19 protein-coding genes are annotated in these 20972 nt (G+C 58.8%); 16 read left to right on the forward strand and 3 right to left on the reverse strand.

The annotated features are described in order from the left end of the window. Positions 1–14: 14 nt before the first annotated feature. The 14 genes from HNQ65_RS09795 (at position 15) to HNQ65_RS09860 (ending at position 15793) form a co-directional block, all read left to right on the forward strand. A complete protein-coding gene (locus HNQ65_RS09795; protein WP_184339341.1) occupies positions 15–1040 on the forward strand; it encodes a zinc-binding dehydrogenase in 1026 nt (341 codons plus the stop codon). Between the two features lie 20 nt (positions 1041–1060). Next, entirely contained in the window at positions 1061–2017 is a 957-nt protein-coding gene (locus HNQ65_RS09800) for a hypothetical protein (protein WP_184339342.1), read from the forward strand. A gap of 54 nt (positions 2018–2071) precedes the next feature. After that, complete coding sequence (locus tag HNQ65_RS09805; RefSeq protein ID WP_184339343.1) at positions 2072–2749, forward strand: hypothetical protein; 678 nt, start codon at positions 2072–2074, stop codon at positions 2747–2749. A gap of 160 nt (positions 2750–2909) precedes the next feature. Continuing rightward, positions 2910–4298, forward strand: coding sequence for an FAD-dependent oxidoreductase (locus HNQ65_RS09810; protein WP_184339344.1), 1389 nt, complete (start codon positions 2910–2912; stop codon positions 4296–4298). Between the two features lie 7 nt (positions 4299–4305). Further along, on the forward strand, positions 4306–5106 hold the full coding sequence (locus tag HNQ65_RS09815) for an SDR family NAD(P)-dependent oxidoreductase (RefSeq protein ID WP_184339345.1): 801 nt from the start codon (positions 4306–4308) through the stop codon (positions 5104–5106). A gap of 9 nt (positions 5107–5115) precedes the next feature. Beyond that, positions 5116–6003 carry a sugar phosphate isomerase/epimerase family protein gene (locus HNQ65_RS09820; RefSeq protein ID WP_184339346.1) on the forward strand — a complete coding sequence of 296 codons (888 nt, stop codon included), beginning with the start codon at positions 5116–5118 and terminating at the stop codon, positions 6001–6003. Between the two features lie 63 nt (positions 6004–6066). Continuing rightward, positions 6067–7839, forward strand: a complete 1773-nt coding sequence (locus HNQ65_RS09825) for a chitobiase/beta-hexosaminidase C-terminal domain-containing protein (protein WP_221306102.1) — start codon at positions 6067–6069, stop codon at positions 7837–7839. Between the two features lie 5 nt (positions 7840–7844). Further along, positions 7845–9086: a serine hydrolase domain-containing protein gene (locus HNQ65_RS09830; RefSeq protein WP_221306103.1), complete on the forward strand. Its 1242-nt coding sequence runs from the start codon at positions 7845–7847 to the stop codon at positions 9084–9086. A 44-nt stretch (positions 9087–9130) separates the two neighbouring features. After that, positions 9131–10045 carry a PfkB family carbohydrate kinase gene (locus HNQ65_RS09835; protein WP_221306104.1) on the forward strand — a complete coding sequence of 305 codons (915 nt, stop codon included), beginning with the start codon at positions 9131–9133 and terminating at the stop codon, positions 10043–10045. Positions 10046–10059: 14 nt separating this feature from the next. Continuing rightward, entirely contained in the window at positions 10060–11616 is a 1557-nt protein-coding gene (locus tag HNQ65_RS09840; protein ID WP_184339350.1) for a sulfatase family protein, read from the forward strand. Between the two features lie 37 nt (positions 11617–11653). Beyond that, complete coding sequence (locus HNQ65_RS09845; protein ID WP_184339351.1) at positions 11654–12403, forward strand: alpha/beta fold hydrolase; 750 nt, start codon at positions 11654–11656, stop codon at positions 12401–12403. A gap of 22 nt (positions 12404–12425) precedes the next feature. After that, positions 12426–13364 carry an alpha/beta hydrolase gene (locus HNQ65_RS09850; RefSeq protein WP_184339352.1) on the forward strand — a complete coding sequence of 313 codons (939 nt, stop codon included), beginning with the start codon at positions 12426–12428 and terminating at the stop codon, positions 13362–13364. A 63-nt stretch (positions 13365–13427) separates the two neighbouring features. Then, the gene (locus HNQ65_RS09855; protein ID WP_184339353.1) at positions 13428–15041 is read left to right on the forward strand and encodes a right-handed parallel beta-helix repeat-containing protein; all 1614 of its coding nucleotides are present in this window, start codon (positions 13428–13430) and stop codon (positions 15039–15041) included. A gap of 74 nt (positions 15042–15115) precedes the next feature. Next, on the forward strand, positions 15116–15793 hold the full coding sequence (locus HNQ65_RS09860) for a histidine phosphatase family protein (RefSeq protein WP_184339354.1): 678 nt from the start codon (positions 15116–15118) through the stop codon (positions 15791–15793). Between the two features lie 9 nt (positions 15794–15802). Here HNQ65_RS09860 and HNQ65_RS09865 read toward each other — a convergent pair whose 3' ends face one another. Further along, the gene (locus HNQ65_RS09865) at positions 15803–17539 is read right to left on the reverse strand and encodes a sialate O-acetylesterase (RefSeq protein WP_184339355.1); all 1737 of its coding nucleotides are present in this window, start codon (positions 17537–17539) and stop codon (positions 15803–15805) included. 90 nt (positions 17540–17629) lie between these two features. Here HNQ65_RS09865 and HNQ65_RS09870 point away from each other — a divergent pair, with 90 nt between their 5' ends. After that, the gene (locus HNQ65_RS09870) at positions 17630–18073 is read left to right on the forward strand and encodes a YiiD C-terminal domain-containing protein (RefSeq protein WP_184339356.1); all 444 of its coding nucleotides are present in this window, start codon (positions 17630–17632) and stop codon (positions 18071–18073) included. A gap of 11 nt (positions 18074–18084) precedes the next feature. Here the strand turns inward: HNQ65_RS09870 and HNQ65_RS09875 are convergent, their stop codons facing one another. Next, on the reverse strand, positions 18085–19116 hold the full coding sequence (locus HNQ65_RS09875) for an OmpA family protein (RefSeq protein WP_184339357.1): 1032 nt from the start codon (positions 19114–19116) through the stop codon (positions 18085–18087). 136 nt (positions 19117–19252) lie between these two features. Here HNQ65_RS09875 and HNQ65_RS09880 point away from each other — a divergent pair, with 136 nt between their 5' ends. Next, positions 19253–20125, forward strand: a complete 873-nt coding sequence (locus tag HNQ65_RS09880; protein ID WP_184339358.1) for a sugar phosphate isomerase/epimerase family protein — start codon at positions 19253–19255, stop codon at positions 20123–20125. A gap of 66 nt (positions 20126–20191) precedes the next feature. Here HNQ65_RS09880 and HNQ65_RS09885 read toward each other — a convergent pair whose 3' ends face one another. Further along, positions 20192–20878, reverse strand: a complete 687-nt coding sequence (locus tag HNQ65_RS09885) for a family 16 glycoside hydrolase (protein WP_184339359.1) — start codon at positions 20876–20878, stop codon at positions 20192–20194. Positions 20879–20972 lie beyond the last annotated feature (94 nt).

Consider the following 20972-nt stretch of genomic DNA (forward strand, 5'->3'; position numbering starts at 1 on the left):
CTCTTTCCAACCCCATGAAATCCGCCGCCGTCGTCAATTACGCGCCTGAAAAAGGCTCCGTCGAAGTCCGTGAAATCGAAACCCCAACCATCGGCAGCGAGGACGTGCTCCTCGAAGTGGCCAATGTGGGCGTCTGCGGCTCCGACCTCCACCAGTGGACCGCCGACCACTCCTGGCCGGTGAACTACCCGGTCGTGCTCGGCCATGAGTTTGGCGGACGCATCGTGGAAGTGGGCAAGGAAGTGGAAGGCTGGAAAGTGGGCGACCGCGTCGTCTCCGAAACCGCCGCGATCATCAGCCCGAACAACCCAATGACCAAGCGCGGGCTCTACAATCTGGACCCGACCCGCAAGGGCTTCGGCTACGGCGTGAATGGCGCCATGACGAAGTATGTGCGCGTACCCAGCCGCATCCTGCACCATGTGCCGGACCAGCTTCCCTTTGAGCAGGCCTGCCTCACCGAGCCTTGCTGCGTAGCCTACAGTGCTGTGGTGAAAAACGCCCGCATCGAGCCCGGCGACCGCGTGGTCGTTCTCGGGCCAGGCACCATCGGCATTCTCTGCGCTGCCATGGCACGTCTCTGCGGTGCACAGGTGGCCATCGTCGGCCTGCCGCAGGATGCGCACCGACTTGAAATCGCCAAGCAGTATGGCTGCGAGGTCATCATCGGTGATGCCAAGCCCTGGGCCACTGCCCGCGACGGCCTGGGCTGCGATGGAGTGATTGACGCTGCAGGTGCGAGCATCACGCTGAAAATCGCGCTCGACATCGTGCGTCCGGCCGGGTGGATCAGCAAGGTGGGCTGGGGCCCGCAGCCTCTGGGCTTCAACCTCGACCCGCTGGTGCAGAAAAACATCACCCTTCAAGGCAGCTTCAGCCACAACTGGCCCATCTGGGAACGCGTCATCGCCCTGCTCAGCAGCGGTCAGTTTGACGTGAAGCCCATCATCGGCGGCGTCTGGCCCGTGACCGAATGGCACGAAGCCTTTGAGAAGATGCACAAGGGCGAAGTCGTGAAGAGCGTGCTGCGTCCGGTGTAACCACCCACTCTTTTCATCTCATGAGCTTTCGACTCCTGGCAGCGGCAGCGCTGTCCGTCTGTGGCTGCATGGCCTCGGCCCAGGCACAAGCCCCCAAACCCTCGGTCTGGATCAGTCCGCCGGGGCAGGACAAGTGCCTGGCCTTTCGGCAGCTTTTTGAGCAGCCGGACGCATGGAAGGAAACGAGAGCGCATATTGATGTGCTGTTCATCACGGACCTGAACCTGCAGCGCCATTTCAGTGATGATGAGCTGCGGAAGTGGTTCGGCATGATGAAGGAGTGGAAGCTGCGGCTGGCGATGGAGGTCGGAGCGGTAAAGCCCTGGGGCAAGACCGGCGAAGCGTGCTTCAATGCCGAGCGCAAGAACTGGGAGCATCTGCAAAGCCTGGGGGCGAATCTCTACGCCATCGCCATGGACGAACCGCTGGTCTGCGCCCGCGAGCAGATCCACGAAAGCGATGAGTATGCGATGAAGGAGACCGCCAACTACATCGCGCTGGTGCGCCAGCATTTCACGGATGTGCTCATTGGCGACATCGAGGCCTATCCGTCTGCGAGCGTCGAAGAGCATAAGAAGTGGATTGAGGGACTGCAGCAGAATCTTGCGGAAAAGAAGGTGCGCGGGCTGGATTTTTACCGCCTGGATGTGGACTGGCTGCGCTTTAACGTGCAGCAGAAAGGCTCATGGAAGGAGGTGCGGCAGTTGGAGCTCTACTGCCGCCAGAAGAAGCTGCCCTTTTCCCTGATCTACTGGGCCTCCGGCTATCCCGGCATGCAAAAGCGCGGGCTGGCAGATGACAGCACCTGGTACACCTCCATCATGCAGCAGGGCTATGACTACGCCGCCGTGGACGGCAGGCCGGACCAGATCGTGATTGAAAGCTGGGTGAGCGCGCCTTCCAAATGCCTGCCTGAAACCGGCGAATGGACCTTCACGCGCTCGGTTTTGGACTTTGTGAAGAAGTTCGTGAAATAGCTTGTGTAATGGGAGGACGCCTGCCGTACTTTCTTCTCTCATTCCACACCTGCCATGAAATCCCTTCTTTGCCTCGCCCTGCTCTCCACGGCCGCTTTTGCCGTTGATTACCCCCGTGTCATTTTCTCCGACGACTTTTCCGCCGACGGCTTCGGCAAGGCCTGGGGCCATTACAAGAGCGCGAGTGTGGTGAAAGGCGGAGTGCTGGTGGGCATCACGGCACCGGAATCGGACCACAACGCTGTGGATGTGATCCGGATCGCACCGGAGACGGATCTGGAAGTGTCTGTAAAGTTCCAGCTCGTCAGCGACCAGGCCAAAGGCTTCAACATCTGGCTGGATGACAAGGACTACAAAGGCTCGCACGCCGGACACATTTGCAGCATCACGGTGAATCCGAAGGCAGTCGTGGTGGCCGATGCCAAGACCGGCACGTTCAGCAACGATATTTACACACGCAAGAAAGCCGTTCCACCCACACTGACCGCCGAGGACAAGGCCAATATGCAGAAGTGGACGAAGTCGACACCCACCACGGTGTCCTTCAAAGAGTGGCACACGCTGACCGTGCGCACTCATGGCGACGTGGTGGAAACCAGCATCGACGGCAAGGTCGTCAATACGTTCCAGTCTCCCGGAGTCGCGCATGATCACAAGACGGTCGTGAGCATCACCACCAATAAAGTAGACGTGATTTACGACGACTTCAGCATCAAGGGCGTGGCGAAGTAATACTGAGGGACCATTTTGATTCATCGAGCGCCGGGGCGGGAACAGCCCCGGCGTTTTTGTGTCTGGAAATGGCGGTGATGCAAAACCTTGCAGCCTGGCGCATTTCACACAGACTTTGTCGTGGAACTGGTGGATGAAGTTCCGTTAAATGCTCCAAGTCATGAATCCCAGCCCAACCAGCAGTGACCGCCACACGAGGCGTGCTTTTGTGAAGGCGTCTGCCGTCGTCGCGGCGGCTCCTGTGGCGTCTGCGCAGCAGGCGACGACCAAGGCACCTATCCGTGAGATTGAGACGGATGTGTTGGTGTGCGGCGGAGGCTGTGCTGGCACGGCAGCGGCGCTGAGCGCGGCACGCAATGGTGCAAAGACGCTGCTGGTGGAAAAAGCGCCCTTTGCTGGCGGCATCATCACGAGCGTGGGCCTGCCCTACTTTGATGGCATCGCAGACATCAAGACGCATCGCGTGGTGGTGCGTGGTATCGCGCTGGAACTGCTGGCCAAGACGGGTGTGTGCAAGGCGGATGCCAAGGAGATCAAGCCGCACAACCCCACGATACCGAACACCTTTGAGTTTAAAGTGCTGCTGGACCGCGAACTGCAGGCCTGTGGCGACAGGCTGACCGTGCTTTTCAATTCCTTCGCCTGCGATGCCGAGTCCTCCAACGGTCGCATCACCTCCGTGGTGATCGCCAACAAGGACGGGCTGGTCCGCATCAAACCCAAGGTCGTGATCGACTGCACCGGAGACGCTGATGTGGCCGCCTGGGCGGGTGCGCCTACAGAGCAAAGCGCCGAGGTGCAGCCCCTGACATTGCATTTCCGCATCGGCAAAGTGCAGAAGGTGCCGGACATCGGCAAACTTTGCCGTGCCGCGCTGGTGAAAGCGCAGGAGCTTGGTGAACTGCCGCATTTCTACGGCCCGGGCGTGATGTTCATGTATGCCAACGATGAGATCTACATCCACGGCGTGCGCGTGCCAGCCAACCCAACCGATGCCGCCGACCTGAGCCGAGCCGAGATGCAAGGACGCGCTGATGCGCTGGCCATGCATCGTGCGTGGAAGCGGGACATCCCCGCCTTTGCGGACTCCTATTTCCTCGAAGCGTATCCATGGATCGGTGTGCGCGAGTCGCGCCGCCTGATCGGCCAGCATGTGCTGAATGAGAAGGAAGTCATGCAGGGCCGCCGGTTTGACGACGCCATCGCCACCGGCTGCTGGTATCTGGATCTGCACCCGAACAAGACCGTGGTGGGCAGCGCGAATGACTTTAACCCGGAGAAGGTGCAGCCCGGGCCCTATGACATCCCCTACCGCTCGCTCGTGCCACAGAAGATCGAAAATCTGCTCGTGGCAGGCCGCTGCCATAGCGCCACACGTGGTGCTCATGCTTCCACCCGCGTGACTGTAACCGCCATGGCTCTGGGCGAGGCGGCGGGATGCGCGGCAGCCATGAGTTTGACCGAGAAAACCGCGGTGGCCTCGCTGAATGGTCAGCGTGTGCGTGAGGCCCTCGCCCGGCAGAACGCCGGTCCTTTTACTGATTCCTAAAAACAACATGTCTCGTCTTCAAAACAAAGTCATCATCGTCACCGGCAGTGTCACCGGTATCGGCAAGGCCATCGCCAAACGCTGCGTCGCCGAAGGAGCCAAAGTCATCGTCCATGGCCTGGAGCAGGATCTGGGAGAGCAAACCGTCGCCGAACTCGGCGCTGAAAATGCAACACTGGTGATCAAGGATCTGGCAGATGAGGCCGCCCCGCAGCTGCTGGTGGACGCCGCCGTGAAGGCCTTTGGCAAACTGGATGCGGTGGTGAACAACGCCGCACAGGTTGGCACGGGTAACATCCAGACCACGGATGGTGCGTGGTTTCGCCGCATGCTGGAGATCAACTGCGTGGTGCCCTATCTGATCATCCGTGCCGCTTTGCCGCATCTGAGCGCAACGCATGGCAGCATCATCAACATCGGCAGCGTGAACGCCTACAGCGGCGAACCCAACCTGATGCCCTACAGCGTGAGCAAAGGCGCGCTCATGACACTGACCCGCAACCTGGGAGACACGCTGATGCGTGAAAACGGCGTGCGCGTAAACCAGATCAATCCCGGCTGGGTGCTGACCGAAAACGAAGCCAAGCGCAAACGAGAGCACGGCCTGCGCGAAGACTGGTATGCCGACCTGCCCAAGGTCTATGCCCCCGCAGGACGCATCCTGTGGCCGGATGAAGTCGCCGCGTGCGCCGCATGGCTGCTGGCCGACGAGTGCGGCCCGATCAGCGGCCAGGTCTTTGACCTGGAGCAGCATCCCTTCATCGGCCGCAATCCGCCGAAAGACGCCTCCACCATCCCTTCCAAATAACACCCCACCATGCCCAAGCTCGCCGCCTTCCCCAAAGCCTTCATGCAGGCCCTCTGCAAAGAAGGAACCATGACCGTGTCCGAATGGATCCAGCTCGCCTCCAAACTCGATGTGCAGGGCCTGGAATGGTATGCCGGATTTCTGGAAATGGCCGATGAGAAAAACTGGCCGTGCTTCCGGAAGGAAGTGGAGGACACCGGCAAGGTGATCCCGATGATGTGCTGCTCCCCCGACTTCACGCACCCGGATGCAGCCTTTCGCGAAAAGGAGATCGCCAAACAGAAGCGCTGGATCGATATGACACACACGCTCGGCGGCTCCTACTGCCGCGTGCTCAGCGGGCAGCGCCGCCCGGAGCTGTCGATTGATGAAGGAGTGAAGCTGGCGGCAGATTCCATCTACGCCTGCCTGCCCTATGCGCAGGAACGCGGCATTACGCTGATCATTGAGAACCACTACAAGGATGATTTCTGGGAATATCCCGAATTCGCGCAGAAGATGGATGTTTTCTGCAAATTGGTGGATGCGGTGAATCATCCGAACTTTGGGGTGAACTACGACCCTTCCAACACCTACCTGGCAGGAGAAGATCCGGTGGAACTGCTGAAGCGTGTCTCCCACCGCGTGGTGACGATGCATGCCAGCGACCGCTATCTGGCGGAAGGAACCATCGAAGATCTGCGCAAGGAGGAAGGTGGTGCCATGGGCTACGCCAAGCGCCTGCGCCATGGCGAAATCGGCAAAGGTTTGAATGACTACGATGCTATTTTCTCCGAGCTGAAGAGCAAGGGCTTCGACAGCTGGATCAGCATCGAAGACGGCGTCGATGGCATGGAGCAGCTCGCTCGCAGTGTGGAGTTCCTGAAGAAGAAGATCGCCCAGTACTGGCCACAGTAATCGCTCAAGGCAGCTTATCCCTTTGTTTTTATGAGAACGAACCCACCCCATCCGCTGGGAGGAATGTCCCTGCTTGTATCTCTGTGGCTGACAGCAGTTTCGGCCATGACATTGCATGCGGCTGAAAAGGCCCTCCCCGCATGCAATCGCCTGCGCTTTGAGCCGCTGCCCGGCACGGAGCAGGCCATGGTGGGTGCAAAGCTGGAGGGCTCCAACACCTCCCGCACAGAAGGGTATGTGACGCTGACAACGATCAACGCGGTGGCAGCGAAGAGCTGGAGCGAAGTGAAGTTTGAGAACGTGAAACTCTACCGCTGGCTACGTCTTTCCATGCCTGCCGGTGCGACGGCCAAGATGGGCAAGGTGGAGGTGTATTCGGGAGACCGACTGCTCGCGGGAGGTGAGAACAAAGGGGCAATCTTCACCCCCTTTGTGGAAGGCAAAGACGCTGTGAACGACAGCGCGATCGGTTTTGACCTGTTTGCCACGGCCACGCCCAACCGGCCTGCGTTTAATCCGGCAGGGAACGATCTGGACCAGCCGACGGACGTGAAGTTGAGCGGCCCGCGTGAGGCCATCATTCGCTACACTTTGGATGGCAGCACACCGACTGTGGAGCATGGAGAGACCTACAGCAAGCCGATCCATGTAGAGAAGAACACTACGATTACAGCCGTCACGATTGATCCTGATCGTGCAGCACCAAGTCTGCCGGTGCCGGTGACTTATCTGGTGAAGGACCAGACTAAGTCGGGACTCTTCACCGCACACATCGGCAACAGTCTCACCGGAACCTGCGGCGGCTTTTGGCGCTATGCGCGCACGGCGGGCTATGCGCACCATCAGGAGTCGTTTTTGCGTCCTGGTGCGCTGACACGTGAGAACTGGGCCGTGGCGACGGGTGAGTACAAAAATGACAAGCTGGCGACTGCTAAGGAAATGCAGTCGCAGAAACGCGGCACCGCGACGTGGGACGAACACTGGAGCAAGATCGGAAAGGTGGACCTGATCACGCTGCAGCCGCGCGACTTTGATCTGGACAAGGAAATTGCCGCCGAGATCAGCTTCATCCGCAAATTCCGCGAGAAGTCGCCCGATATGCAGCCGTGGCTGTACTGCGAGTGGGTGGAAATGAAACGAGCACGCCCCAGTGATGCCGGCACCGTGCCGAGCTATCAGATGAAGAAGACCTTTCCGGCGCTGACCTGGGAGGAATCCATGAGCGCCATGCTGCTGTATGTGGAAGAACTGCAGCACCGGCTGAATCCGCAGATCTCTGATGGAAAAACCGCGCACATCATCCCCAGCGCGCTGGCAATGGGCTGGATCAAAAACATGATCGATCACGGGCAGTTTCCCGGTGTGAAACCTGGCTCCTTTTACCCGCTGCTTTTCAATGACCAGGTGCATCCTGCCAGCGGACCGATCCATAATTCGGCGAATGGCGCGTATCTGGTGGATCTCACCTGGTATTCCGCTTTTTACCGTGAAGCGCCGGAGGGCAAGACGCTGCCCATCGAGACCACGCTTACCCCGGAGCAAGCACGCGTGATCGAACGCCTCGCGTGGGATGTGGTGAAGAATTATCCGGACTGCGGCCTGTATGAGGAGGGTAAGGAGCCCTGTGGCAAACCAGAGTTCGGCAACGATGGAAAGATCATCACGCTGAAGTCGTCGACTCAGGGTGCGTGGTTCCGCTATACTCTCGACGGCACGACACCGACGCGCACGCGCGGCTATGTGTACTGCGGTGCCATCAGCGTGCAGCCGGGCATTCAGGTCAAGGCCATCGCCTATAAGAGCGGCATGGCGGACAGCGAAATCACCTCTCCATAACTCAAATGATGAAACTTCTCACTTTTTTCAGCCTCTTTGCCCTCGCCTCGCTCTTGCTTGGTGAGACAAGCCCCAGCCCGATCAAGCCAGTGCTGGAGTCGCTGGTGGACAAGCACATCGCCCCTGGTGTGGTGACGCTGGTCACCAACAAGGACAAGGTGCTCGACTTCGAGTCCGCAGGCTATGCCAGCCTGGTCAGCAAGACGCCCATACGCAAAGACGCAGTGTTTTGGATCGCCTCCATGAGCAAGTCACTCACCGGCACTGCGCTGATGATGCTGGTGGATGAGGGCAAGGTGAGCCTGGATGATCCGGTGGAAAAATACCTGCCTGAGTTCAAAGACCAGAAGGTCAAGGATGCAGACGGCATCCTGCGCGCGCCAAAGCACCCGATCACGGTGCGCGAGGTGATGTGCCACACGAGCGGCATGGTGCTGGCGAATGAGAAAACGCTGAGGCAGACGCAGTCGCTGAAGGATAATGTGGCGCTGTATGCACGGTTTCCGCTGCGGCAGGAGCCGGGCACCAAGTATGAATACAACAACTGCGGAATTAACACCGGTGGACGCATCATTGAGGTGGTGAGCGGCATGAACTACGCTGATTTCATGCAGAAGCGTCTGTTTGAACCGCTTGGAATGAAGGACACCACCTTCTGGCCGAATGAAGAGCAGGCTGCACGACTGGCCCACACGGCACGGTTCACCGCTGACAAGAAGGGACTGGAGGAGATCCAGCAGGACAAAGGAGCCGAACAGCGCATCATCGACAAATGGAGTGAAGGAGTGCATGTGCCTCGATCTGTGACGGCGGACATGGGAGCGGGCATCGCTTTTAATTATGCCAAACACTATGGCGAGCCTGCGGGCGGCTTTTTCTCCACCGCCGCGGATATTGGCACCTTTTGCCGCATGCTGCTGAATGCTGGTGCGCTGGATGGAAAACGCTATCTCTCTGAGCAGGCGGTCAAACATTTGTCCTCCATCCAGACCGGAGAAACCCCAGTAAGTCCTGACTCAGCCTATGGCGTTGGATTCTCCATCAAGCTCAAGGAGGATGAAGGCCCGAGTGTGGGAAGTTTCGGTCATCGTGGTGCGCGCCGCACGGCCATGTGGATCGACCCAAAAAACGAGATCGCCATGGTGATTTTGGTGGAGCGTTTTGACATGACTGGAGAGGAGCAGAAGATCATGTATGGCGGCTTCATGAAGGCGGCGGTGGCCGCGTATGGCAAAACGGGAAAGTAACCGGCACCCTCAACGTTGCCGAGAGAGTCGCCATGAAACTGCCGATGAACCTTGATGTCTTGTGCGTCGGCCATGCCGCCTGTGACGTGAGCCTTTTCGTGGAGCACTATCCGCTGGAGAACTCCAAATGCGAAACTCACGAGTCTCTCGAAGGCTGCGGTGGCCCTGCAGCGAATGCGGCGTGGCTGCTTGTACGCTGGGGAATCCGTGCAGGATTTGCGGGACTCGTGGGCGATGATGTGCATGGCGTGCGCGCCCTGGATGAATTGATCGCCGCAGGAGCAGATGTGTCGCTGATGGATCTGCGCTCGGGGCATGTCACGCCGTTGTCTATGATTCTCGTGAATCGACAGAACGGCAGCCGCACTATCATCAATCGCAAGGCCAAGGGCGCTGCGCTGTCTCTGGACGCAAGTGCTGTGCGTGCGCTGTCTCCGCGAGTACTGCTATTCGATGGGCATGAGCTGGGGGCTTCGCTGACCGCAATGCGGGAATGTCCGGACGCGATTTCCATTCTCGATGCGGGATCATGGCGCGAGGGCACGGCTGCACTTGCGGGCAAAGTTCACTACTTAGCGGCATCAGAGCGCTTTGCCCTGCAAGCTACGGGCATGACAAGCCTGAAGGATGTGAAAGACCGGAAGGAGTGCCTGCGACGTTTGCGCGGCCAATTTGGCACCATCACCATCGTCACCTTGGGAGAGCGCGGCCTGATTTATGATGCGGGCGAAGGATTCAACGAACTGCCCGCATTCCCTGCCACTGCTGTGGACACCACAGCAGCGGGCGACATTTTCCACGGCGCATTCACCTTTGCCATGGCCCGCAGCATGCCACTGAGGGAGGCGCTGCGCTTTGCCTCCATGGCTGGATCGCTTTCCGTGCGCAGATCAGGAGGTCGGCCATCCGCCCCGAGTTTGGCTGAAGTGGCGGAAGCGCTAGCTCAGGAGTGCGCCTGAATAAATCCATCTGCATGAACCTGTTTTTAAAACGCCACATTTCGGCCTTGATGCTCATTGCAGCTTCAGGGCTGCAGGCTCAGACTCAGGTCGGTGGCAAGGCCCGACCGAACATTCTTTTCATCATGACGGACCAGCACCGCTGGGACTGCATCGGGGCAAACGGCAACAAGATCATCAAGACGCCAAATCTGGACCGACTGGCGTCACGAGGGGCCAATTTCACGCATGCCTTTGTTTCATCGCCCGTGTGCGTGCCCTCACGCATCAGCTTTTTCACGGGGCGCTATGCGCACTCGCATAAGAACCGCGTAAACTACACACCGCTGGACCGAAACGAAGTGCTGATGCAGGCACGGTTCAAGGAGGCGGGCTACAGTACCGCAGCCGTGGGCAAGCTGCACTACTACCCGCCCAACAAGGAGGAGGCGCTGCGCACCGGGTTTGACTACGCAGAGTTGCATGACGGCTCGTCCATCACGGACCTGTGGTCAGACTATGTCCGGTGGCTGCACGAAGCCCTGCCCAGTAGAAAGATGTATTACCGTGCCACAGCCAAGGACATCGAGCCGGGGAAAAACCCATTTCGCTCCACTCTTGAAGTGCAGTACACCGACACCGCGTGGACTGGCGAACGGTCCCGCGCGGTGCTGAAGGAGCTGTTAAAAGATGAGCGGCCGTTCTTTTATTATGTTTCGTTCTGGAAACCGCACTCGCCCTATGAAGTTGCGGCACCGTATGACTCGATGTATGACGGCGTGGAGATCCCGATTCCCGAAACGGTGAGCATCGAGACCGTGAAGAACTTGCCTCTGCCGGTGCAAAAGCTGGCGCTGCGCAATGGCGAGCCAAAGCTGAACCGCGAACGTCTGGAGTGGGCCTACCGCAGTTATTATGGCACCATCAGCCATGTGGACTACGAAATCGGTCTGCTGCTGAATGTGCTGGAATCCTCAGGCAAAACCGGGAACACGCTCATTGTTTTCAGCTCCGATCATGGCGATCAGCTTTTTGAACATGCCATCACGGACAAGAACTGCTTCTTTGATCCTTCGGTGCGAGTGCCGTTTATGATCAGCCTGCCTGGGCGTATCAAGAACGCCCAGCATGACCAGCTTATCGAAACCGTGGATCTGCTGCCAACGCTGCTGGAATTTACCGGCATTCCAGAGCCGCGTGAGGTACAGGGGCGCAGCTTGGCACCACTGATTGCAGACATGGGCAGGAATTACGAGCCGCATGCGGAAGTGTTCAGTGAAAACATCATTCCTGAGGTCATCACCGGAGGGAAAACGGAGATGCCGTTTGAAAAAGGCCAGGGCGTGGGCGGCATCCGCCATCCTGATGCGAAGATGGTACGCACGGAGCGCTGGAAATACTGCTACTACCCGGAGGGTTATGCCGAGCTGTTCGACATCAAGGCCGATCCGCTGGAGACCACGAATCTGGCCGGGAAGCCAGACATGCGGGAGGTGGAATTTGATCTGCGCACGCGACTGCTGAACTGGCTGATCAACAGCCAGGAGACGGACCAGATCCAGAACCGCTGGATGCTGCGGGAAAAAAAGTGAAACCAGAGATCCCTGCTTTCATTTGTATCCTACCGCCATGAAATCCTGCCTCAGTTTGATTTGCCTGCTGGTTGTGACTGCTGCCGCATGGGCTGACGAGTTCACCTCTGGTGACGTCAAAATTTTCTACACCGTCCAGGGCAGCGGGAAACCGGTGGTGCTGATCCACGGTCTGCATTCCAGCGGCGCGATGAACTGGACGATGCCAGGCATCACGGCAGCTCTGGCGCAGACGCATCGGGTTATTGTCGTGGACTGCCGAGGCCACGGGAAATCGGATAAGCCTCAAACCGAAGATGCCTATGGTGCCGCCATGGCTGAGGACGTCGTCGCACTTCTTGACCATCTCGACATCCGCAGAGCTCACATCGTTGGTTATTCCATGGGCGGTATGATCGCACTGAAAACGGCGGTGCTTCACCCAGAGCGTGTGCAGGGGCTGCTGCTGTGCGGCATGGGCTGGCTGCCGGATGGCAGCGCTTTGCAGGGATTTTGGGAGCACATTCCAGTGCGCAAACGACTGCTCGGCGGCAGCAGCGGCTCTGCCTGCATGAAGGGCATGGCCAGGCTCGCTGTCACTGAGGCGGAGGTCAAAGCCCTGCAAATGCCCACCGCCGTCATCGTGGGCGACCACGATCCTGTGGATCGGCTGTATGTGGCGCCGCTCACTCAAATCCGGCCCGGTTGGCCGGTCACCAAGATCGCAGGCGCAGGCCACCTCACCGGTGTGGTGAAACCTGATTTCCGCGATGCCGTGGTGAAAGCGATTGCCAGTTTTGAAAACTAAGTCTCAGCTAAACTCTCCTATTATGAAACACCCGCTGCCCTTCCTCTGCGCCCTCCTTCTTTTCACCACATCAGCACTACAGGCCCAGGAGCCAGAGAGAATTCGTGATGTCATCTACACCAAGCACGATGGCGTGGCTCTGACGATGGATGTTTTCAAGCCAGCCAAGCCCAACGGCGCAGGGATCATCAAAATCATTAGCGGCGGGTGGAAGTCGAATCACAATGGCATCAGCGACGGCGGCTGGCCGAAGGCGGGCTACACCACGTTTGTGGTGGTGCACGGCACGCAGCCGAGGTTTCAGGTGGAAGAGATCGTGGCGGACCTCAACCGTGCCGTGAGGTTTGTGCGTGCGCATGCGGCAGAATATGGTGTGGACCCGCAAAAGCTCGGCGTCACGGGCGGCAGCGCGGGCGGCCACCTGAGCCTGATGCTGGCCACGCGCGGCGGCGCGGGAGATCCTAAGGCGGTGGATCCCGTGGATCGTGAAAGCAGCGCCGTGAATGCCGTGGCATGTTTCTACCCGCCCACCGATTATCTGAACTGGTTCGAACCCGGAGACAATGCCTTGGGCATCGGCAAACTGGCTGCTTATGCAGGCGCTTTCGGACCGAAGGCGGCGACTGAGGAAGGCCGTGCGGCATTGGGCAAGGAGCTGTCCCCGATCTACTGGGTGCACAAAGGCCAGCCTCCCATCTTCATCGTGCATGGCGATGCCGACCCACAGGTGTCCATCACTCAATCGCAGCGCTTTCTAAAACGCTGCCATGAAGAAGGCGTGGTGTGCGAGCTCGTTATTCGCCTGGGTGCCGGGCACGGCGGATGGCAGGAGATGCCTCAGGACACGGAGCGCATGACCGAGTGGTTTGATCTCCAGCTTCTCGGCAAACAACCGGCCAAAGCGTTCACGCTGAATGTGTCGTCACTGCCCAGCACGCCGGTGCAGAAGGTTAAAAAGTAGGGAGGCCGAACCCTGCGTGTTTTCATTTGAAGTCCGTTTTACAGTCATTGTCCTGCTTGTCTCATGAAGTCTCTTTTTTGCCTCCTGCTGCTGACCGCCGCTGTGTTTGCCGATGATTCGGCCAAAATCGCCGCTCTTCTTTCCAAAGGCGGTGTGGTGACAATTCCGGCAGGAGACTACCATCTCGATGGCGACAAGCCGCTGGTGCTTGGCTCGAACACGACGGTGCTTGCCCATGGGGCGCGATTCATCCTGCCGGAGACGCTGCCGGACAAGGCGCGTGTGGTTGTCTTTGCCGGGCAGGACATCGCGCATTTCAGCTGGCATGGTGGGGAGTTTGTGGGGCATGTGTTTGACCCGGCGCAGAAGGAGAATCTCTGGGAGCCCAATGCAAACACGAAGGGCATTGAGATCACGACGACCAAACAAGGCGGTACGCATGACATCCTGTTTCGCGAAGTGAAGGCCAACGGGATGGCGGGAGCCGTGATCGGGGTGCATGGGCTGGTGGGTAAAAGCAGCGAGAGCGAGGTGAAGGCCTATGCCGAGCGTGTGGCGGTGGAAAGCTGCACGCTGCTGCGCAGCGGGAAGTTCATGTGGGACTACGGCTACCTGTGGCAGATCATGACCTTCCCCGAAGCTTATGAGCCTTGGGAGGTGGAGCGTGCCAGAAAGTACTTCCGCACGGACCTGACTCGGGATGCCACTTTCAGCGGGGACTTGGTGAAGTTTGACAACAGCACACGCCCGCTCGCCGTAAGCGAAACGGATGATCCCAAAGAAGCGCTCACCTTCATGGGTACAAGCCTGCCGAAAAATATCGTGCGTGGCAGGCAGTATTTTGTGGTCGAATCCACCCCACAACACATCAAGATCGCCGACCAGCCGAAAGGCAGGGCGATTCGTTTTGACAATGATGGCAGTGGCGTGCTGGCATTCAATCTCAGCGGCACCTACCTGGGAGCTTATGCCCCGACGGGCAGCGGCCCGGGCAAGGGGGCATTTGACATCGTGGGCGCGCTGGATGTCCGCGTCACAGGCTGCCAGCTCAGCGCCCTGGGAGACACGATGCACATTCAGCGCTGCAGGAATGTCATTTTCTCAAGCAACCACATTCTTGGCAGCCGCATGGGGGCCTTCTTTCTGGCGGAGTATTGCCAGAACGCCACCATCACCGGAAACCTGGTGGATGGCACCAACGGCTCGCGCGTGATCAGCGTGGAAAAAAGCTGCACGGATGTGACGATGACTGGAAACACCTTCCGCAATGGCGGGCGCGGGGCGTGGATCAACCAGCCGGTGAACTTTATCATGACAGGGAATGTGTTCGTGAACAACACCACGAAAAATGAGCCTGACATGCGGCGGGGACGCATCGCCTACCGCACGGCCAAGCCGGGCGAGTTTCCGGAGCTGTACTTCACGATCTATGAGCCGGGTGCCAGCTACGGCCCGGTGATTGTGAAGGACAACATCTTCATCCTCGGCGATTCCGCGCCTGACGAAGCCGTCACCTTCGCCCCCAACGGCCACGACCTGCAGTTCAGCGGCAACACTTTCCAAAACAAGGCCGCGACCATCGTGGTGGATCCGAGCTGCAAGAACACGCTGATCGACCACAACCAAGGAGCGAAGACGGTGAATAATCCGGTGGATTTTAATCACGGCCGCCGCTGATAGAGCCAGCATAGCCGATGAGCTGAATGCAAATCTGCTCGTAACAGCCGAATGACCTGTGCTATAGGCTGGCCATGGCTCTTACCCGCATTTACCTGATCCGCCACGGCGCCACCATCCTGACTGCTGAAGACCGATTTGCCGGTGCCACGAATGTGCCGCTATCTGAGGAAGGCCGCAACCAGGCTGCACGCCTGGCACAGCGGCTCAAAGGCCTGCCAGTGACAGCGGTGTATGCCTCGCCACTGGACCGCACCATGGAGACAGCTCGCATTCTGGCTGCGGCGCACCAGCTGGAGGTGCATCCAAGAGAGGGCTTGAAAGAAATCTCCCATGGCCACTGGGAGCAGCTGACGCGCGCGGAGGTGGAACAGAAGTTTCCCAGCGAAGCAGCGGCCTGGGATGAGGATCCTTTCACCTTTGCGCCAGAGGGCGGGGAGAGCGGTCTGGCTGTCACCGCACGTGCCCTGCCCGCGCTGATGGAGATCGTGCGGCAGCATGAGGGGGAATCGATCATCGTCGTCTCCCACAAGGCAACGATCCGCCTGTTGCTTAGCTCGCTGCTCGGATTCGATCCACGCCGCTACCGCGACAATCTGGATCAGAACCCGGCCGCGCTGAACGTGGTGGATTTCAAGGACCCGGTGCGCGCACGTCTGATGCTTTTCAACGACACCTCTCACTACTCCGAGGATACGCTGATCAAGCCGGACACGCCGAAGGCCTGCCTGTCCAGCTGGTGGGCAAAATAAGCAGCGCTGTTACTTCTTGGGAGCGGTGGCTTTATATTTCGTCAGCATCTCCTGCACTTTTTTGCGTAGCTCGACGGCCTCCGGGCTTTTGCGATCCATGCCCTGGAGCTTGGCGTTCAACGTCTTGATTTCGGTGGCGAGAGCACGGCGGTCGTCCACCGCAGGTGCTGCGGCAGCGACCTCCACATCATTCCAATCATCGGTGCGGAAAATGGAAGCGGGTAGGCCGTCGCTATTCACCAGATTGGCCCCTTCGGGGTTGGCCGCCCAGGCGTAGCGCACGGCCACGGGCTGCTTTACTTCCGCGCTGCTGACTATGACGCTGTCTTTGCCATCAATTTTTGCATCCGCCCATTTCCAGGCGTGGTCTGCACCGGCGATTTCAAAGCGCTTCAAGGCAGCTCCATCGCGCGCTTTCAGCCCGGAGCCGGCTTGATCAAAGATCACGCGCACAGCGCCCCCTTCCACCTGGCTCGATTTAAACAAGGGGCCGCTGTAGATGATGTCGCGGCCGTAGTCCTTGGCCAGAGCCCAGCGGGCGAGGCGCTCGCCGGGTGTCTTTTTGTCCTTGGGATGGATGTCATTGGCCTCTCCTACTTCATTGATGATGGCCATGCCGGTCTTGGGAGTTGAAGTCAAAATGTGGCGCATGCGATCCTGCAGCAGTGCCCATGGGTCTGGCGTGCCGGCTTCAGTGGAGGGTGCATGGAAATTGGCCAGCTGCACGAAGTAGAAGGAGAATTCATCCGCCCAGCGCTGGCGCCAGTCGCGGATCATCAGCGGCAGGGTCTGGTCATAAGGCACGGCGCCGGGCTTGGCATTGGCTTCTCCTTGATACCAGATGGCACCACGCATGGTGTAGCCGGCAAAGGGATTGATCATGGCATTGAAGAGCACGCCGGGCTTTCCCTCTGTCTCCAGCGGCGGCTTGGGCGCGGCGGGTCGCTTGGGAAGACGCTTGCGGTCCGCAGCGGGCTTGCCCTTGGCCGCAGCCATGGTTTCCTGCCATTTTTTAAGACTGGCCTCATAAGCAGCCTGAGCTTTGGCGGCGTCATAGCTGGCGGCTTCTGCCAGCAGCTTGTCCACCATTTCCTTGGTGCCGGGCAGTGTGTTCAGTGCTTCACGGCTGGTGAAGGTTTCCACCGGCTTGCCGCCCCAGGCGGTCTTGAGCACGCCCACAGGCACGCCAAGCTCCTGATGCAGCTTGAGAGCAAAGAAAAACGCCACTGCCGAGTAGCCGGGCACCGTCTGCGGGCTGCTCTGCGACCATGTACCTGCGATGTCTTCCTGCGGCTCGGCAGCGGTGACCAGAGGCGCATTGAACATCCGCAGGCCGGGATAGTCGGCTTTGGAAATCAGCTCCGCATAGGCCGGCACACGGTCCATGGTGAAATACATGTTTGACTGTCCCGAGGCGAGCCAGACCTCGCCCACGAGCACGTCATTGATCATGACGCTGTCAGAGCCGGATTTCACGGACAGAGTCGCTCCTTTGGCGTCTGCAGCACCTGTTTCAATGCTGGTGCGCCAGCGGCCTTTTTTGTCTGCCTTTGCAGAGGCGGTCTTGCCTTTAAACTCAAGTGTGACTTCGGCCTGCGGGCTCGCTTTGCCCCAGACGGCGGCCGCACGCTCGCGCTGCAGCACCATGTGGTCGCTAAAAAAATGAGGCAGCGAGAGCTCGGCCAGCAGGCTGGCTGGCAGACCGAGGCAGAAGGTGGCGACAAGGAAGCGCGGAAGCATTTTCATGGTGACTGTGCGGGTGAAAACGCGGGGAATGCCGCTGCCTATCGCGAAGATCGTTGCGAATTGGCGGAGCATCCCGAAAGTCCTGCACCGATGAACGACGACCTCCTGCGCGATACCGAACGCTTTCTGCATGAGCAGATGCCGCTCACCCAGGCGATGGGGGTGCGGCTGGAAAGCTACGACGGCAAGCAGCTCATCGTGACAGCGCCGCTGGAGCCCAATCACAACCATCTTGGCACCGCCTTTGGCGGCAGCCTCAGCGCACTGACCACTCTGGCCGGATACGCCATGCTCTGGCTGCAACTGGGGGATAGACAAGCGCACATCGTTGTGCGCGAGAGCAGCATCCGCTATAAGCACCCCGTGCGCGGGATTTTACGTGCTGTTTGCCAGAGTCCTGATGAAGTTGAGATGGCTGCCTTCAAGACCACTTTTAAAGATACTGGCAAAGCACACCTGAGACTCCGAGTGCAGGTCATTCACGAAGGCAGGGCCTGCGTGTTTTATGAGGGTGACTTCGTGGCGCTTCGTTGAGAGGAGACTGCTTACCTGGCCTTGGCATCGCCCATGTCCACCAGTTCAACACGACGGTTTTTTGCCCTGCCTTCCTCAGTGGCATTTGCAGCCACAGGCGAAGCGAAAGAAACTCCCACCGGAAACAGCCGCTCTTTGGAAATCCCCCTGCCTGCCAGGTTTGCCACCACTGAATCAGCACGGCGCTGAGACAGACTGCGATTGTATTCAAAGCTGCCCTGCGTGTCTGTATGCCCCACCACAAGGACGCGCAGGCCAGGCTTGTTTTGAAGAAGCTTTGAGATCTCAACCAGAGTAGGCTCCGAGTCCGGACGGATGGATGCCTTGTCTGTGTCAAAGAGGATGCCGTAAAGGGCCACCTTGCCGTTCAGTGCGATCTGCCCCTCCATCTCCTCGGCTTTTACGAGCACCATCTTCTGCTCCATTGGCTTCACCTCGCAGATGTCCACACGCACCACTGTGCTTTTTTCAGGAGCTTTCAGACTGGCGGCGGTCCATGCTGCCTCGAAGGCCCACACGGAGCAAAAAACATCTCCTTCAGATCGGGCCAGGCGGGCGGCAAGATAATTTGACTTGGTTTTGTCCACTCCCTGCATGGCCATGAACTGAGGGTGCTCCCTGTCTGTATTTGACGAAGTCATGCCATAAACTTCCATGGCCAGGTTGTCCCCCTTGTTTTTTTCGATCTCCTCGCCAGTTCCGCGAAAGAGAATCTCGAAGCCTTTTTCCTTCAGTTCATTTTCATACTGACGAGCACCTTCCAGAGTGCCGATACCAGAGGGTAGATTGTAGTACAGCGTGGTCTTGCGACCCTCGGCATCCACCTTTTTGAAGGGCTTCATCTTTCCTTCTCCGTAATCAAAAACAATGCACTCCAGAGCAAGCCTCAGCGCGTCGTAGTTCTTCTGCTCATACCAGAGCATGGTCGAGCCGTCGTAGCGCTTAAGCAGCGGGTGATCCTTCCCGCCTTTTACATCCGCAGCCGAGGAAGAGCGAGCAGACAGGACACAGACAAGCATGACGGCGAGCAAGGCAGGCTTCATAATGTTCATGAGATCGAAAATGGCCTCTTCATCCGGCAGTGCAAGCAAAGTCAGAAATCTCAACGAACTCTTTATCTGGCCTCCAGCCGCCGAGCATGTTTGCAAGAACTCCACGCGCAGTCCGTTGACTCGCTCCATGATACGCACGACATTTCTCTCCCTGGTTCTCGGCACGGCCTCGCTGGCCATTGCCGCAGAGCCTCTCCCTGAAAGTGCCAAAGTCGGCCAGTTCTATGCCGGCTGCCAGGCTTACACCTTCAAGTCTTTTGACCTGATGACGGCGCTGGAAAAGATCGCCGCCTGCGGTGGCAAGACGGTGGAGTTTTTCCCTGGCCATCTGGTGAACAAAGCCGATCCGAAGTCCAAGTTTGACCATAACACGACCGCTGAGGAACGCGCTCCGGTGAAGGCCAAGCTCAAGGAGCTGGGACTCACCCCCGTGGGCTACGGCGTGGTGCGCCTGGCCAACAATGAGGCTGAGTGCCGCAAGATCTTTGACTTCTGCAAGGACATGGGAGTCGGAATCGTGGTCAGCGAGCCAGCGGAAGATGCCTTCGATCTCATCGAGAAACTGGTGAAGGAATACGACATCAAGATGGCGATCCACAACCATCCGAAAAAGCCGCTGGACCGCAGCTACCGCTACTGGGACCCCGAGTATGTGCTCAGCCTGGTGAAGGACCGCGATCCTCGCATGGGCTCCTGCGCCGACATCGGCCACTGGGTGCGCTCCGGCGTGAAGCCCACCGATGCCATCCGGATCCTCAAAGGCCGCATCTTTGACAGCCATGTGAAGGATCTGGAAGCCTTTGGCGTGCGCGAGGCCAAGGACATGATCTGGGGCACCGGCAAGTCTGACATCCCCGCCGTGCTGAACCTCTTTGCCGAACAGGGCTTTTACGGACCGCTGGATGCCGAGTGGGAAAAGGACTGGGAAACCAGCCAGCCTGACGTGACCAAGTGCCTGGAGTTTGTGAAAAATTTCAAGCCGACCACGGCCGCCAAGTAATCCGAATTCAGAAATCAAAATCGCTGCGCCGGAGGATCACGCATCCTTCGGCGTTTTTCTTTTGGGTCACGGGTTCGAGGCTTTCACCTCATCGACCCAGAGCTTTCTGCCCTGGCCCACGAGGTAAACGAGACGTGACTTCGCCACATCAAACACTGTCCCTTTTGCCTCAAGCTTCTGCGAGTCGTTTACCGTCACGGTCACATTGTTGCCTCTGAGAGCGACATCCAGCTTGATCCATTCGCCGGGCTTGGCCTGCAGCGGTGCGGTAGCCAGACGCTCGGTGCGGTAGTAAGCCGGATCAGCCAGCTGCTCAGGCGTGGGCGGTGGTACTTTTTTGCCTTCCTTGGCCAGTGCGGCACGCAGCTTTCCGTGCTCGATGTGCGACTGCGGCGAGCCGCGGTCCTGCGCGATGGCGAGCGTATTGCCATAGATGGAAACCCGCAGCAGATGCGCGGAGCCGCCAAAAGCGGATTCACCGTCCACGAGGATCAGGCAGTTGCCTTTTTCATCCAGCTTCACCTTGCAGTTCAGGTCCAGATCGCGGCCAGAGAGCGGCGCAAATGCCGCCGGGCCATGGTCATCATCCTTGGCACAGACGCCTTGCAGCACGCCTTCCCGCACCGTCCATGAATTGGCTCGACCGCCAGTGGTCCAGCCTTTGGGCAGTGCGGCGGCGGAGAAATCTTCATGAAGAAGTTCACCGGCAATGACGGAGGAGCAAAACAACAGAGGGAGCAGAAGAAGGCGCATTCATTTGAAACGATGGATTCACCGTGCCTTTTGCGCCTGTCTTGTGAATCGCTTCACTGCTTCGCTTCCAGCATTGACCGGGCTCCGTCCTCCA

The sequence above is a fragment of the Prosthecobacter vanneervenii genome, assembly GCF_014203095.1.
Lineage (GTDB): Bacteria > Verrucomicrobiota > Verrucomicrobiia > Verrucomicrobiales > Verrucomicrobiaceae > Prosthecobacter > Prosthecobacter vanneervenii.